The 16,198-nt window shown below is 40.7% G+C and carries 12 protein-coding genes; 2 read left to right on the forward strand and 10 right to left on the reverse strand.

Annotated features, from left to right (window positions below):
* Window positions 1–63: 63 nt before the first annotated feature.
* From MKZ13_RS25810 to MKZ13_RS25820, 3 genes are all read right to left on the reverse strand, one after another.
* On the reverse strand, window positions 64–432 hold the full coding sequence (locus MKZ13_RS25810) for a DUF6075 family protein (protein WP_339179277.1): 369 nt from the start codon (window positions 430–432) through the stop codon (window positions 64–66).
* A 283-nt stretch (window positions 433–715) separates the two neighbouring features.
* Complete coding sequence (locus MKZ13_RS25815; protein ID WP_339179279.1) at window positions 716–2,506, reverse strand: hypothetical protein; 1,791 nt, start codon at window positions 2,504–2,506, stop codon at window positions 716–718.
* Window positions 2,507–2,787: 281 nt separating this feature from the next.
* Entirely contained in the window at window positions 2,788–3,003 is a 216-nt protein-coding gene (locus MKZ13_RS25820) for a hypothetical protein (RefSeq protein WP_222215783.1), read from the reverse strand.
* Window positions 3,004–3,217: 214 nt separating this feature from the next.
* Between MKZ13_RS25820 and MKZ13_RS25825 the strand changes: the two genes are divergently transcribed.
* The gene (locus MKZ13_RS25825) at window positions 3,218–3,571 is read left to right on the forward strand and encodes a hypothetical protein (protein WP_339179283.1); all 354 of its coding nucleotides are present in this window, start codon (window positions 3,218–3,220) and stop codon (window positions 3,569–3,571) included.
* A gap of 175 nt (window positions 3,572–3,746) precedes the next feature.
* Window positions 3,747–4,511 carry a helix-turn-helix domain-containing protein gene (locus tag MKZ13_RS25830; protein WP_339179285.1) on the forward strand — a complete coding sequence of 255 codons (765 nt, stop codon included), beginning with the start codon at window positions 3,747–3,749 and terminating at the stop codon, window positions 4,509–4,511.
* A 171-nt stretch (window positions 4,512–4,682) separates the two neighbouring features.
* Here the strand turns inward: MKZ13_RS25830 and MKZ13_RS25835 are convergent, their stop codons facing one another.
* The 7 genes from MKZ13_RS25835 to MKZ13_RS25865 all read right to left on the reverse strand — a co-directional run bounded on the left by MKZ13_RS25835 (window position 4,683) and on the right by MKZ13_RS25865 (window position 16,198).
* Window positions 4,683–7,727, reverse strand: a complete 3,045-nt coding sequence (locus MKZ13_RS25835; RefSeq protein ID WP_339179287.1) for a hypothetical protein — start codon at window positions 7,725–7,727, stop codon at window positions 4,683–4,685.
* Between the two features lie 163 nt (window positions 7,728–7,890).
* On the reverse strand, window positions 7,891–8,796 hold the full coding sequence (locus MKZ13_RS25840; RefSeq protein WP_339179290.1) for a copper amine oxidase N-terminal domain-containing protein: 906 nt from the start codon (window positions 8,794–8,796) through the stop codon (window positions 7,891–7,893).
* 171 nt (window positions 8,797–8,967) lie between these two features.
* A complete protein-coding gene (locus MKZ13_RS25845; protein ID WP_339179292.1) occupies window positions 8,968–9,378 on the reverse strand; it encodes a hypothetical protein in 411 nt (136 codons plus the stop codon).
* Between the two features lie 229 nt (window positions 9,379–9,607).
* A complete protein-coding gene (locus tag MKZ13_RS25850) occupies window positions 9,608–9,775 on the reverse strand; it encodes a hypothetical protein (RefSeq protein WP_339179295.1) in 168 nt (55 codons plus the stop codon).
* A 290-nt stretch (window positions 9,776–10,065) separates the two neighbouring features.
* A complete protein-coding gene (locus MKZ13_RS25855; RefSeq protein WP_339179299.1) occupies window positions 10,066–11,646 on the reverse strand; it encodes an S-layer homology domain-containing protein in 1,581 nt (526 codons plus the stop codon).
* A 90-nt stretch (window positions 11,647–11,736) separates the two neighbouring features.
* Window positions 11,737–12,375 (reverse strand): S-layer homology domain-containing protein, encoded by a 639-nt coding sequence (locus tag MKZ13_RS25860; protein WP_339179301.1) that lies wholly within the window; start codon window positions 12,373–12,375, stop codon window positions 11,737–11,739.
* A 67-nt stretch (window positions 12,376–12,442) separates the two neighbouring features.
* A complete protein-coding gene (locus MKZ13_RS25865) occupies window positions 12,443–16,198 on the reverse strand; it encodes a S8 family serine peptidase (RefSeq protein ID WP_339179303.1) in 3,756 nt (1,251 codons plus the stop codon).

Raw genomic sequence — 16,198 nt, forward strand, 5'->3', positions numbered from 1 at the left:
CCTTATAGTAATTAAGTATAAATTTGTCGTTAGCTCCCTCGCCATCTAAATGTTTCTTCTGCTTTATTTCAAATCTACGATCTCAACTGGAATTTGAAATCGATACTTAATTGCCTGTAATGCAAGTATGCTGTTGCGGTCATCAAGGGTATTAAACAAAAAGCGAACCTCGCATTCCGCCTCCGAGCCGTATAGACTAAATGCCAGGTCAATCAAGCTACGAGTGCCGCCAGTTAGGAAAGTTTGATTGTAAGCCTCCAGCCTTATAGTGTGATCCTCAAAGTCGTAAAGCATTTCGATATTTTTGTACAACAGTTCTGTTCCTGAGAAAATGTAAAAGAGTGAGTGCCTCTCAATATCCTTTATGTTCGTTTCGTCTCTTTCGCATAACTGCTTAAACCGTCTCTCGTGCTCTTCCGAATGAAAATGCATGCATATGCCTCCTTATTTAATGGTTTATATCTTATATGCATGCAACCTATCAAAAACAAGTCTTGCATCTATGAAATTGATTCAATGTTGTATTGCAGTTTTAAGTATTGTTTTCCTTATTCGCATCCTCTCGCTTCTCTCCCCCTCCTGTATCTATTAATACTACAAATAGCTGACGGTTAATCTGGAAAACACCATATATATCAAGGCTTTTCGGCGTTAACGACTATACAAATAATTGACGGTTAATCCTTACAAAAAAAATGACCTAAACATCAGGTCATTAGAATTTTAGAACGTATTTGCTTTGCTTTATCTTACCGTTTTCCTCTGTTGTTTTCTTTAGAAACCCTTTATTGTCAAGGTTGTTTGTCATCAATGATAAGCCTTGCTGAGTCTTGCCGATCTGGTCAGCTATATACTTCTGGCTCGCCCAGAAACAATCTTCTTGATTGCCTGACTTGCGGCGCAGAAAGCAGTACAGCTTCATCTCACCGTCCGTAAGCTCTTTCAGCATTTTATCTACCAAAGCATTCCCGAGTGTAGTATAACCTTCTGCCGCACTAAAATAAGGGGTAAGATAGTAAACATAAGTTTCTCCCTTTCTTCGATTCGACCTTCGCTTGGATACATATTTCTTTGCAACCAGAGCTTTAATATTTCGTTCAATCGTTCGCTCAGATATATTTGCAAAGCGTTGAATATCCTTTTTACTGAATTCCTTAACCACACCAAGTTCTGCCGCTAATTTCATTGATAGATAAATCTTAACAGACGCGTCAGGAAGCACTGCGAAATCATCAAAAAAGGAATTCGTAATTTTAATCTCATCCTTGATTTTATACTGATCGAAATCCAGATATCCGTATGCTTGAAACAGCTCTTGTGTGTATACCCCATGTCCTCCTTTGAAACCTAATCCGTAGATTCTGCCGACTTCTTTCCCGATCTCATCAGCATCCAATATTGGCGAACATCGTTCTCCCCACAGAGTCATGATTGCTCTTATCATTTGAATGTCTAAGCCCAGCTTGTTCCGTAGGAAGGGAATAATAAAAAACATAACCTTGTTCCTAAGCCCTGATTGACTTCCAGCAAGGATTTTCTGAATCGCGAGCGGGAGCCGCTTAAAATTAAGCATGCTATAAACCGCCTTCAAGTGCTCTACGTCAATCTGGTTAACCTCAATTATTTCAATTTCCTTTATTGCATTGTTTTTTTCAGCTTTCCTTTCAGCATTGCTAATTGGTGCAGTAGGAATAGTCTCCAAATCAATCTCGGTCAAAGGGGTGGTTTGCTCAACCACATCGGGGAGATTGTTCAGTTTCCCAAAAACATCTGCAACGTGATAGCGACGTTCCGTCCAAAAATGATCGGTTGTGGCGATGATTTTCGGATTAATCGAATCATAATACTTGCTCTTTTTGTCCAATGCCTTGCAGTTGAAGCTAAAAGGCATCCGAAGCACCCTCGAAGCATCAACAATAGCCGAGTCCACCCGAAAACCTTTTGCCATCATCAGTCCTGTAAACTTCTTTAAAATTTCCTTGTCCGTCACCCGATGATTGAGCAAAATAATACTCTGCCAGCCATGACCACTGAAAACATCAATTGTCTCAATATCCAGGTCTAACAATCTCTGTTTCTCTTGTAAAAACTGCTCCTCGGTTATATCATCGAAATCTGCCGCCAAAATGCTTGTAAACAAAGCATTCTCTTTATTGACCTTTCCTTTTTCATATGGTTTCCCATCCTTTTTGTATACCACCATGTCGAAGTCAAAGGCAAATGCAGAATAGTATAAATCGACTCCTTTACCGTTGATTGCATGGAGGAATTTTTTTAGTTCAACAACATCTTTTTGCCCAAGACGCCAGGATCCAAAACTCCGCAAATAATCCTCTATACTCTGTTCGCGTTTGACTGGCCGCAGTTCAATTCGTCCTTCATTCCAATGACTCTCTTCCAACTGCGGATGGATAGCCTTCAGGAATCGAATCTGCTTCTCTGCCTGCTTGTCGATTTGTCCATCCGTCAAGACTGGCACTTGGTTAAAAATCTTCATTTTTTTCATGAAAAATAGCCCCCTTTGCAGGAAGCTTCAACTGACCCTTTCTCTCTTTCATCCAATTATCGAAGAAAATATCAAACCATCTCAAGCAATTGCGAGATTATATTTCTTGTTAAACCGTAGTATAATCATGACATACGTTGAATGAAGAGAGCGCTTATAGTAAACACAAACTTGGCGGGGAGTGTTGAAGCCTCTCTTTTTTTGTTTTTTATTGTTGTAGTCGAGGGCAACTGATTTGATAACTATTAATGCCTGCAAGCAAGTCCAACCATTAATCAATGTTAAGATGCTTGCTTAGTTTCAATCTCCACGAACCGTTTCAACTCCACAATGTAGTACCAACCCGCAATCGCCATATCCTCTCTCAAATCAGTCTCGTCAACCATCAACTCATTCGCCAATTGGTTAAGCTCCCGATATTCCTCTTTCTTCAGCTCTTCGTTTAAAAATGTCGCACGTTCGTTAACCGATAATCGATAGATTTGATGCCCGTACATATGCCGCACCCCCTTGATTTTTTGTTTATATATTTTATGCAGAAAAAGAAGGATGCAATCGAATTATGTTGCGGAAAATGCTTATAATATAGAGTTAAAAACAATAAAGGATGAGCAATTACGTGTATCAAAAATAGCAACTTCGAGGAGGATCACTGAGGCTCAAAATCGAGAAATTTAAGAAGAACATATTTTATATACGGAGGAATTCAAAATGGAAAAATTGGTAATGTATAGGGACAAATTCTTTTTTTTGCAATCAATTAATTTTGATAAGTACGATATGGAATTTGCTATTTATAATCTTGCTACTGAGCAGATTGGGAGCACGTTTTTCGGATTTAATGAAGGCGCTAATCCTTTTGATAATGAGGTAGAAACAGATGAGTTTATGGAATGGGTACAGGACGAGTCTCACAAAATTGAGGCGGAATTCAAGTTTTTGTTTGAGTTTTTTCATCCTGTCGAGGCGGCGGACGAGCTTGGATTTTCAGCACCTGAGTTGGCAACTATGATGCAGGAAAAATGGAACATTTCATATGAGATCATGGACGCAATCCTTCCTTGAGGTAGCAAGCAATAATTTCGGCAAAGAAGACTTCCTACATACATTAGGAGGTCTTTTGTTTTGCCACAATTCTTCGACTCATATATGAAATTTAGCTAAACCAACAAAACAAACATTAACGAAATTGATAATTCGTTAACCTTGCATTAGAATAGAATGTACAAGGGAGATGTAGATGATGAATAGAACGGTATATGATTACACCCATGAGCGAATTGGTTATGGCTTCAATGAAAAAAATCCTGTGGTGATTGAAAAAGAGACGGATTATATCCTATCCAAAGTTTTAGCCAGTTTTGCAATATCCTTTCAGGATAAAGTTGTAGGCATCAAGGTTTCGAACGAACAATTTACATACACGGCAGAATACCTCTTATCTCCGACTCACAAAAAAAATCTGATAACATGGCTGGATCGAGTCTACGAAATCAACTCGCCAGTTAGTGAGTTAGATTTCGGGAAATGGAAGATTGACCTTGACACTTGGTATTATGAATTAGGCGGTGTGTCTATTGAATATATCTACCATGACGACTACCTACTTACCTCTGCGGAAGCCGCAGATCTACTGGGCATTTCAAAAGTGACGTTACGCAAGTACGTAAATCAAGGTTTAGAATGTCAGGACAACAATGGATCTCATAAAAAGATTCCTAAACATGCAGTAGAACTCATGCGTGATACCGTTTATTCCATTCGAATGCAAATGAACTATCAAACAAAAAAACGATTAGAACAAACTCCTCAAGAACGTCTACTTGAAATTAATCAAGAGCTGACTGAGTTGCAATTGCGGTATGGTAAGAAGACTTACCAAGAAGCATTTGAAGGAATAGCGGAGGGTGATTTGGATGATCCAATTGATTATTATCGTTGGGAAGCCTTGACTGAGGAGATGGATGAAATTCTTAAAATTGCGGGGAATACTAAAGGGAATTGATGTATATTTGAATGTCGAAGTGCAGTGCTGATTGATGGCTCTTTTTTTTTTGTATTGTAAAAATCGAAATATTTGTAAAGTAAAAAAACAAGCCATTAGGCTTGCTTCTTTTACTTTTCCCCCTCACGTATGGCTTCAGGGGAATTTCATTAATAATTCTCCTGCGTTTTATTACTGAGTTATATGGGATTTTACATCATCGGTATAGCTACCGATCAGAAAAATCGAAATATCTACAGAATCACAAAGATAAATGGACTGGTTTGGTTTGTAGGAACTCCCATAAAAGTAACGATATGTGGAAACTTTTAAATTGTATCTTCCATCCTTAGCGGAAACATTTGTGAAAACTTCACGCGTATTTTTCAATCCAAATGCATTTTTTTCAGGCATCTCATACACCTGACTAAGCGAGTCCCATGAACCTGACTGAGATGGATTCGTCAAGTTATAAGTCACGTGATTCCCAAACTTATCGGCAAATGGCATTTGAACACTAAGAGTGGTAGGTGCTGTTACAGTTCCGCCGTACTGACGAGTTACTGTTCTAAACGAACAATCGCCAGGCCACCCTTTAGGCGAGTTGCGATACGTGTTTGTATCGAACTTAACAATATACTTGATCTCAAATCCATATCCAGCTTTAACCTTTGCTTGATCTGGTCGAGCTAAGATATCAACCCATCCATCTCCACCGAGCTTATCCTTCGTCAGTTTGCTTCTGAACATGACATTTGTGATCTTATACTCCTCGTAATAGCTTCTTGTATCAGTCCACGTATTATCATAGGTGGTGATGCAATAGCTACCCGATCCCCAACGGTTTGACCAGTAATATCGATAACCTTCACGATCATGGATATAGTGAGTTTCTGACCAAGTATTACGGTTGTTTACAACCAAACAAGTCTCTGGGTTAGAATTCGTCATATATGCCATTACTGCACTCGTATCGATGTTATCAGCATACGGGTTCGTTGTGCTTGTAGATGTTTCAATTATCCGCCTTGGTGGTGGGTTGATCTCTACTATAAAGGCATTAGAAGTACCATTGGATCCCGCACTAAGCGAAACATTGGGTACAGTCCATGAGAATGGATAATCAACGTTTGCTGGAAGTGTAACAATTTCTTCCTTAACAACTCTACCATTCCGATCTCGAATTTCAATTTCTACATCTCGATCCGAGTTTTCAGGGTTAATGTTCGATGCGATGAATTCGAATGTCAGTGTCTCATTCAAAGTAGAAGATGGACCAATAACCGATGTAGGAACAATTGTGAAATTGCTTACGCTCAAGTTGTTAGTGGATCTCCATACTTTTGATGCTTTATCGTTTGAAGGATCAGAACTTTGATTACCGAAACTTGCCGATGCGTTAAACCAATGGATTTGGAAGTCCGCCTTAATGCTCGGTACAAGAGGTGTAATCGCATCTCTAATCTCGATTACTGCCGTATCCCCTTTAAAGGTTAACGCCTTCGTTGCTGAAACCTTGTCATGGTCAATATAGACAGTTCCAGTGTCGTTCAAAGCGATAGAAACAGCCGCAAATGGATTGTAATAATCGTTTGGATCACCAACCAGTTTATTACCAGTGACTTTTTTTACCGTGATTCTCACACCATGAGTCATTCCTGGAACAACATCGTCAGTAACGTTTCCTTGATTATCAAGAAGCTCGATAGAACTTTCTACAAGTCCGATATCTTCTTCTTTAATCTTGAATCGAAGTCGCCCATCGTCGTCACCCGTGTAGATATTGTCATTGTAGAGCTTGAATCCTGGAGAAACCTCAGCACCCAAAACGAATTGTTTTTTTACGTCATTAGGTACTTTGAATTCCCATTGTAGAATCTCTCCAGATGAATCGTTCTTTGTTTTGTCAAAGGTTACGACCTGACCTACGTTAATTTTACTGATTCGAGTAGCTGGATCAGCATTTACACCAGGAATTACGTTTTCCTCGATGGCAGTATTCCACTTGCCAAGGATTAGAGAATCATCATCGAATGAAGCCATTTGAGTCATTCGGATAGGCGTATATTTCGTTGGACGACCTTCAAAGTTTGCTTGAACCATGTTCTTAACTTTGGCTGTAACGACCAATGTATCACCTACAACAACTTCTTGATTGTTAATCAACCATTCTCTCCAGATGTTGTCGTTATTATTTGCATCAGCAGTCATAAGACCAACGACTTTACCCGTTTTCTTATCTGTCACTTTGTACTCGACAACTCGAAGGTTATTCCGAGGTGGGGATTTCATAACAAAGGTCGCATAGTAGCCACTTCCATGCCAACCCACGACGATCCCTGTTGATAGCTCAGGATTATTAAGCAGGCTAAATTTTTTTGCGTAAAATGCGGCATCTTCTCTTTCGCTCTTACCCAATCTTCTTAGATTTTCGTTCGCTGGCAAGAGATATTTTATGAACCATTGCACCTTCTGCTCAAATCCCTCGGGGTCTTCGTCTGGAGAAACATCCCATGCGGATGCTGTTGTTTTAGCAGGATGCCCTTCAGTAGTCGTCCAAGGATAGTTCCACCAGCTTTTTTCGAGTGGGTTCCAGTCAGACTCGTGATCGCCTGAAGGGAAATCTGACGGAAAATATGGATTGCTTATAGGTATTCCCGCATCCGATACACCAAGGTGACGGTACTCATAATTCCCCCCGAAATATGCACCCAATTTGCTCGTATTAACGATAGTTGTTGTCCCACTGTTGTCCCCATTATAGTGATCTCTCGTTTGATATCCTGGATCCATGCTACCGAGTTTTAGATTTTGCCAAATACCAGTTTGCCCTGGTCGCACCAGATAGGCATAATTCATTCCCTCTCGCACCAAATTATTTTCGTAGATCATTGAATGATCCGTGTTTGAAATTTGCATTAATGCGGGCACTTGTTCTGCGGGGCTGTACCACAAAAATTTGTTCATGTGATACGACTCATATAGTCTCGTAATCCCTATCGAATCATACCAATCCTTTTGCGGTGAATCATTATAAGTAAGATACACTGGAGGCTCACTGATATCTCTGACTATCTTCCCTGTGCCATCATCCCAATGAGCTGTGACGAGATCGCCGCCGAAGGCAAATGCCCTTTCCACTGCATTGGGCTGATAAACCTGATGTAGCAAGGACCCAACGATCAGGCTTACCACTGCCAATCCACCAACAAATTTTAATACCTTGTATCTCTTCATCTTTATCGCCCCCCTTTTCATTTAGTTTAGATTTTTTGATTGTGTTAGAAAACACAAAAACTGTTTTACCTCGCTCTACCTCTTTTACGCAACAGGTGCGAGATTCATAATTCGACTACAAGAAAAAAAGAGGCGGAGATCCGCCTCTTCATTCAAACTTTTTCTATTTTTTAGATATTGTAACTGTTACGTTTTTTTGGTTTTCGGTAATGGTTATTTTCCGCCCATCGAGAGTAAATGGTTTGTCGATGTATTTAGAGATATCTTTGCCACTATAGCCATCATCCATAATTGCAAAGAGTTTAGTATATTCCGTTGGCAGATAGAAACGAAATAGTTCGCGGCTGACATAGGGTATGGTGTTGCTAACATGCTCCTGATTTTTGTCACCATACCAAGCGAGGAAATCGATGTTAGCAATGGCTCCATCTGCAAGACCAACTCGCACTCTCCCCAAACCTTTATATGCATCCTGCCCATAAGGGTTGTACCAAATCCCTTCCTGGAAGCCCAATTCTTCTTCAAGAATTTTTCTGTTTTTTTGGAAATCATCTGTGGCTGTTGATTTAACTTGGGGTACGACCCAATCTGATGGTACGGCATAAGGCAAATTCAGTTTGTTCGTCTCAATCAGTTTGACATTGTAACCAAGAACGGTTTTTGTAGTGTCAATTGGAACATACAGCTTTCCATCTATAATAGATGATTTTTCTCCGCTTGGAACACTAACATTATTCATTGTTTTGGTGGCAAGGGGTACACTCTTCCCATTTAGCTTTATAGTAGATTTGTTTGCTAAAATCTCAATAACAGCATCCTTTTGACGGATTATAGCCGTTTGAGTATTGTTGTTCCATTTTAGGCTGTCTCCAGTTGCTTTGACAATTGGAGCAATGGGGACACTGAGGCTATCAGCCCCTTCAGCTACTACCATTTGTTGGTTTAGAGTCTTGCCATTAACCTCAATCTTGTATGCATTTTTGGTCTCCGCCGCCGAACTTGTCTGTATACTCGCAGACATTAACAGTATTGCTGATAGACACGATGCGACAATTTTTATTTTTTTCATTTTAATCCCCTCCACTTTCCCTTTTTTCTTAATTTTATATGGAATAGTCCTTGCAATATATGGATTTTGTGTCGGACCTTGTTTGAGCTTCCGTTTAAGATGTTATACACCGTTTGTGCGCATTCATTCATACAAGTTCTGAATATATGCATAAAAGTTGTGAAGTTGTTCTTAACTTTTACGAAGGTACTCACATCCGCCAGTCTTCTTCCGCCAATACGCCAGAAAAGCGTCCAAGTCCTTGTCAAACTCTTTCAGCGGATAGCCCTCCACTTCTTGATTAGCCATATCTAAGTTAATCTGCAAAAGATCGATCATCTCTTGTTTTACTGGCTTTTTTTCTCGTTCATGAAACAAAGCAGAAATGATAGTGTCAAAAATATAGCTGATACCCAGTTCATCTCTCAATTGATGATACAAATGGAACGTCTCTCGATTCTTCAGCAAATACATAGCAAAAAAGCGTCTGGCTCGATGGTTATTATTAATCTTGGCTATAATCTGGCTGAGCGTGTTTGTCTCAAATAGATGCTCCCACATTTGCTCCAGATACTCGCCGAATGCATCTTGATCAAATTCCATTCGCTTCTTCCCCCTTTTTAAAACTCAAGCTCATTTTCGCCCGACTCGACGGCTTGTTTAACTCTCTCGGCAAATCTCAAACTATTAGGACCTGTCATGTATTCTTCCTTGCAGTCCTCGCAATAGAGAATTGGAACATTTTTTATGATTATGAATCTACCTTTTATTCGACCTGGCTCGTTCTTATATTGCAACTGAGCCTGGCTTCCGCACACACAATCGGTTTCCATTAACTAACATTCTCCGCTGTCCTGATGATTATCTTGTTTTGTTCGGTAATAACAACGCATTTATCTCCAATATTAATGTTTGCCTTTTTTAAAATATCAGTTGGGACGATAAATACACACTCCTCATCGTCAGCGATGACCTTGATGAATTGTTGTTGATAGTCCACTGTTTTCCCTCCCTTTTACTCATACATTTCTATAATGTTTAGATGCAAACTCTATTAAATAAATCAAGCGCTCAGTCGTCTTCTGACCGAGCGCTTGAAAATGACACAGTTTTGTTTTTACAAGTACATGTTGAACATCATTAGCATCTCAAACAGATTGTTATAGATACATTATATTATTTTTAAATGTATATAACAAACATTTTTTCTATATTGTTACTTTTATAACTCCATTAAAACCAATCTAAACAACCAATTAACCTGCTTATTTGTAAAGCATCAATTTCATTTTATTTTTTGCCGATTGAAACGGTGACCCAACTTGCACCATTTTGACCTGTACCCTCTGTAATCCGAATCTCGCGCCCTTCCAGCTTAAATGGTTTGTTTAGATATTGAGATACATCACTACCATCGAATCCATCCGACATAATCGTAAACAGCTTCATATACTCATGTGGCAGGAAAAATTTTAAAAGTTCACGGCTGACATAGGGAATTTTGTTACTGTTGTTTGCTTCTGTTTTCGATCCGTACCAGCTTGTGAATTGGATATCATACATGTATTTTGAATTACTCCCCAAATAATTTACCATCAGTGGATAATTCGAATACGCATTCTTCCCGTAAGGGTTAAAAAAACGTCCATCCGTAAAACCAAGTTCTGCATCCAGTATTTTACTGTTCCTACGATGGTCGTTGGTAGCAACCGATACAATTTGCGGGGGTATCCAATCCGCAGGGGGAAGGAATTGAAGATCAGGCTTCCAATTTGGTAACGGCTTCGGCTTTGGAATAGGTGTTGCTTCATAGTCGCCTACGGATTGAGACTCTTTGTTTAGTTCTCCTGCGTGAACGACAGGCATTGCTTCCCTGACTGAGGTTTGAATTGGATACCCCAAAACCTCAGTCAAAAAATCGATAGGAACAAATAGCTTGTTGTTGAGCACCATCGGTGTATACGGTTTATAATTTGCGCCATCGGCAATAATTTTTTTTGATATGGGGATAGATTTGTTATTTAGGAGTGCGGCGCCCTTGTTTTCATAAATGCTGATCTTAGATCCGTCTTTTTTCTCGATGAATCCATTTTCAGGCTGATTGATCCACATGAATTTGTCACCCATGCCACGTACAATCGGTTCAACAGGAATATATATGTTTTCCGCCAGGTAGAAAGGCTCCCCTAAGATCGATGCCACTGGATCTCCATTTACATTCAGACGAGATGGATCTGATTCCATAGTGGAAGTGATTGGGATATATTGCAAAAAGGACGGATCCGAAGGATTAAGAGGGCTTTTTAATAACTTTCCCTTCCCTTGTTCTAACAGGTTCTTTATGAACTGCACCGCTTCAGCACGCGTTAAATACCCTTTCGGGCTATAACCCTCTACGGACAATAGAGCAGGATTATTACCTTTGGCAAGACCGCTATCAAGCATGTATCTAACAGCTTCGTTCCCCCTAAAATGTACTCCTTGCGTTGCAGAAATCAGTTCGGCAACCTTGACGCGAGTCATTTCACGGTTACGTGTGCGGTTATCTCCTTCTTTTGAATTAGGATAGCTTAATTGGTCAGCAAACTTGTAATAATTATTCGCCCATTGCCCGTTCTCATCGGATTTAATTTCGGGTTGAAAGGCTCGAATTAACATAGCGAGAAACTCCGCTTCCGTTACTAAGTTGTTCGGTTTAAAGCTTCCATCCTCGTATCCCTTGGCAATGTCGTGTTCCAATGCCCATTGTATTGTTTCCTTTCCCCAATGCTTTTCTACATCTGGGAAGGTAGTAGATGCTGATACAGGTAAACAGAGCGCGATGAATAGAATAGAAAATATCAACAAGGTTGGTACTGCTTTTCTTTTCATAGTATCCCCCAATAAAATAGTTGATTTAAGCAATAATCCAAATCGCAAGAAGTGACTCCACGGTACAAGAAAGTAGATGGTCTTTGTAGGTTAAAGACGTATTGGCGGCAATTCGCTTGTATTCGACGGCTCAGTTGGTCTTTGTAGCAGACCACCAATACCATAATCCACAAAATTCTTAACAAACTGTACAGCTTCTGCACGGGTTAAAGCCTTATCTCCCTGAAAACTTGCAAGGGTTACTTCATTGGGATTGGAACCTTCGGCAAGACCAAAAGCCAAAAGATAATGAATCGCATTGTTACCACTGAAATTCACACCTTCTGTCGATGAAATCAACTCTGCCACCTGTTTGCGGAGGACAACTTTATTCCTCGATGCAATATTAGTGTAGCTTTTTACTGGATAATTCAGCTCTTTAGCTCGTTTGTAATAAGCTTCCGCCCAATTCTCCGATTTTGAAGAAGAAAGCGTTGGTTCAAACGCACGTAGCAACATCGTCAAGAATTCGGCTTCGATTACGTTCTTGTTTGGCTTGAATGTGCCGTCCTTATATCCTGTAATCATGTCCTTCGAAATTGCCCACTCCACCGATGCTTCATACCATTCCCCTTTTTTCACATCCGAAAAAGTAACTTTTTCAGCGGCATCCACGCTTTGTGGAATCGATGTTGCGATGAGCGCGACGATGAGTGCAATTGCGAGGAACTTAGACTGATTTTTAAACATAAGTATGTACGCTCCATTTCCTGCTTCATTATTTTGGGGAGTTGCATTAACAACTCCCCCCTATTGTTTAGCGAGTTGTAAACTCAAGAACCAGTGGGTTTTTCAGTTCAAAGGTTTCCTTCGAGTCTTTGCTCGCTTTGCCTTTCACTGTAGCATCCAGAATAATGGTGAACGTTTCTTTCGAATCGAACTTACCACCATCCTTCGGCATGACAACAAGACGATTGAACAGCACTTTGACTTCTACGTTTTCAACCAACTCGCCTTTGCTGTTTAAAACAAAGACATTTTTACCTGGTTGAATCGATGATTCGTCAATATACTTGTAGTTCTCGCTCTTCATTGCCACTTGCAAGCTAATACCAACTGGAACGACATTTCGAATCTTCGACTTCGTTGGAAGATCTTTGACTTTAAGCTCTTTCTTGAGTGCCTCCAATTCCTTTTGAAACTCATCTCGTTTCTCTTTGTCAGTCATGGAATCAATTGCTGACTTTGCACCAACGAAATCTACGATAGATAGCGATTCCTTCGCTTTCTCAAGAGCTTTTTTCACTACATCATCCGAAGACGCTTTTTCAGGCGCAGGAGTAACGATAACTGTATTACTGCCGCTACCACTGCCACTTGGAGTTGGAGCTGGTGTTGGATTCGTAGGAATCTCTACAACATCTTCGTCTGGATCTGTCGAATTGATTGGAGGCGTTACTACAGGAACCGCTTGAGTTCTTGCATCAAGTGTAGCACCAGCAGAAACATTGCCACTTGCATCTACAGATTTCACAACAATTGTATAAGCTCTATCTGCAACCAATCCAGTAAACTCATATGATGAATTCATAGTATCCGCAATGAAGACTCCGTTAACAAACAGTTTCACCTTTGCAAAATCACTATCCGCAGGATTATTCCAACGTGCTGTGATCGTTGTTTGGCTTGTAGCGTCCGTTACCAATCCCGTTACTTCCGCAGGAGCCGTTGTATCAACTGGCGGTTGCGGATCTACTGGAGGCGTTACAACAGGTGTTGCTTGCGTTCTGCCTACAGTCGAAGTACCCATGGATTCATTTCCGCTTACGTCTACTGTTTTAATAACAATAGAGTAATTTGTATCCGCCGTCAGACCAGCGAATTCGAAGAACGAGTTTGTTGTGTCAGAAACAAACGTTCCATTGAGGTAGACATTTACTTTCGCATAATCTACATCCATTGGATTTATCCACCGAACACGAATGGTATTAACAGTCGCATGAGAAACTTCTAAGCTCGTAACTTCACCAGGAGCCGTTATATCTACTGGAGGTAGTTGTTCTGTCTGAACGATCAGGCTTGTTCCCAAAGAAACATTCCCTTCTGCATCCACTGTCTTCACTTCCACCACATAACTTCTATCTGAATCGAGTCCAGCAAAGTTGTAGCGTGTGCCCGTTGTTTCGTGGACTTTGTTTCCATCGATATACAGATATGCTTTCGCAAAGTCTGGATCCAATGGATTTGTCCAAGAAACATCAATGGAAGAAGTCGTCTTTCCGACCATCGTAAAGTTGGTAACTTCGGCTGGAGCCGTGTTATCAACTGGAGGAGTTGTGTCAGTTACAGGCTTCGTTTTCGTCATAACATAACGACCAGACGATTCATTGCCATTAGCATCTATTGTTTTCACTTGAAGAACATAGTTCGTATCCGCAGTCAAACCATTGAATACATAACTTGTTCCTGGTGTTTCACCAACGAGCGTTCCATTCACGTACAGATTCGATTTAAAGAAGTCTGGATCGCTCGGATTAATCCAAGATACTTCGGCTGTCGTGGTAGTCACTTCTCCAACCGTCAGATTACTTACTTCTGCTGGAGGGGTTGTATCCACTACAGGTTGAGTGTCCTTTGTTGTTACAGTGACAATTTCACCCGCAGATTCATTTCCATTTGCATCAACCGTTTTCGCTTTAAGCTCATAGTTTGTGCTTGGATTCAATCCATTAAATACATACCGTGTTCCAGAAACATCCCCAACAAAAACACTGTCTTTGTAGAGGTTAACCTTTTCAAAATCTGCATCGCTTGGATTTATCCAAGTGATTTCCGCAGACGTTGTGGTTACTTCGCCAATACTCAGTCCAGAAACTTCATCAGGAGCCGTTGTGTCTGCAACAGGAACATCATCTGTCGTCACTGTTAGGGATTGACCTGCGGATACGTTACCCGAGGCGTCTTCGGTTTTGAAATCAAACACATAAGTCGTGTTTGGAGTCAGATCTTTGAACTCATGTTCTGTAGCCGCAGTATTCCCCACTGACGTTCCGTTTTGATTCAAATTAACTCGTAGGAAATCTGAATCAGTTGGGTTTGTCCATGTTATTTTCGCTGTCGTTGTAGTTTTCTCAACAACCGTAATGTTGCTTATCTCCGCAGGAGCCGTAGCATCTACATCTGTTGTTTCTACAATTACTTCACCAGACGATTCGTTTCCGTTTTGATCCACAGATTTGACCGCAATGGTGTAAGAAGTATTCGATTGAAGGTTCTCCAACGTAAATACTTCGCCATTTGTCGTACCAACTTTTACATTGTTCGCAAAAATATTATTCGTTGCGAAGTCTACATCTTGTGGATTCTTCCAGGTAAGTGAAATGCTGTTTTCGGTTTTATCACTAATGGCAAGATTCGTTACTTCCGCAGGAGGAGCAACATCCTTATTGAATGACAGCGAACCAAATCCGAATTCGATATCACGTCCTGGTGCTCCCAGATCAACGGCATATTTTTTAATTTCCTCACGCAGTTCAACATTGCTCATGGTTGGATATTTTTGCATCAACAGAGCAATCATACCTGTTACGTGTGGGGCCGCTTGTGAAGTACCGCTTGATTTACCATAACCGCCAGTGCCATCGGCTTTCACATACGTTGAAATGATATCAACGCCTGGAGCCGCAAGTTCGACTTCCTCACCAACCGAAGAGAAAATCCCGCGTTGATTCAGACTGTCTACTGCCCCAACTGCAATGACACTATCGTATTTTGCTGGATATTGTATGGTGTACGTATCTAAAGGTATTCCTTCTTGCTCATTCCCTGCCGTTCCCACAATAACGATTCCTGCGTCGTAGGCATTATCAATTATTTCTTTAAAGAGTGACGAATCTGTATCCATACCAAGGGAAATGTTGATGATGTCCATTCCGTTCTGAATCGACCATTCAACTCCTTCAAGCACGTCAAGAATCGTTCCTTCGCCGTCTGCACCTATGGCTTTCACGGCATAGAGTTCTACGCCAGGTGCGACCCCTACTATACCGCCATTTCCACTTTTAGCGGCGATAATACCAGCAACATGAGTACCATGTCCTCTATCATCGTTATAACTTGTCGTGTAGTCTACGGTCGAAACGCCGCCTGCAATCGTTAATTCGCTGTGCGCGAAAATGCCCGTATCAATAACTGCGACTTTAACGCCTGCTCCTGTGTAGCCTTCATCCCACCTTTTCGTAGGTTGAATAGCTTGGAAGTTCCATTGGCTTTGCTCCGCTGGGATGGAAGTAACTTTGATATCTCCACCAGTGATTCGGAATTTAGTGTTTCGTTCGATATACGCAATATTCGGATCACTCGCCAATTGATGTAAATCAGCACTCGTTACCGTAGCGGCTACTGCGGGAATCGTTTCGAATTCGTGTTTAATATCAATACTTTCTTCGATTATGGCTTCCTTGCCATTTTCATTTTTGTACACAATAATGACTTCTTGCACGGTTCCCGTCAGACTACCCGCATGTGCCAATCCTGCATTTAGCAGAAGTGATAATACTACGGTTGTGGCCAT

It is taken from the genome of Paenibacillus sp. FSL R5-0701 (assembly GCF_037973995.1).
Lineage (GTDB): Bacteria > Bacillota > Bacilli > Paenibacillales > Paenibacillaceae > Paenibacillus.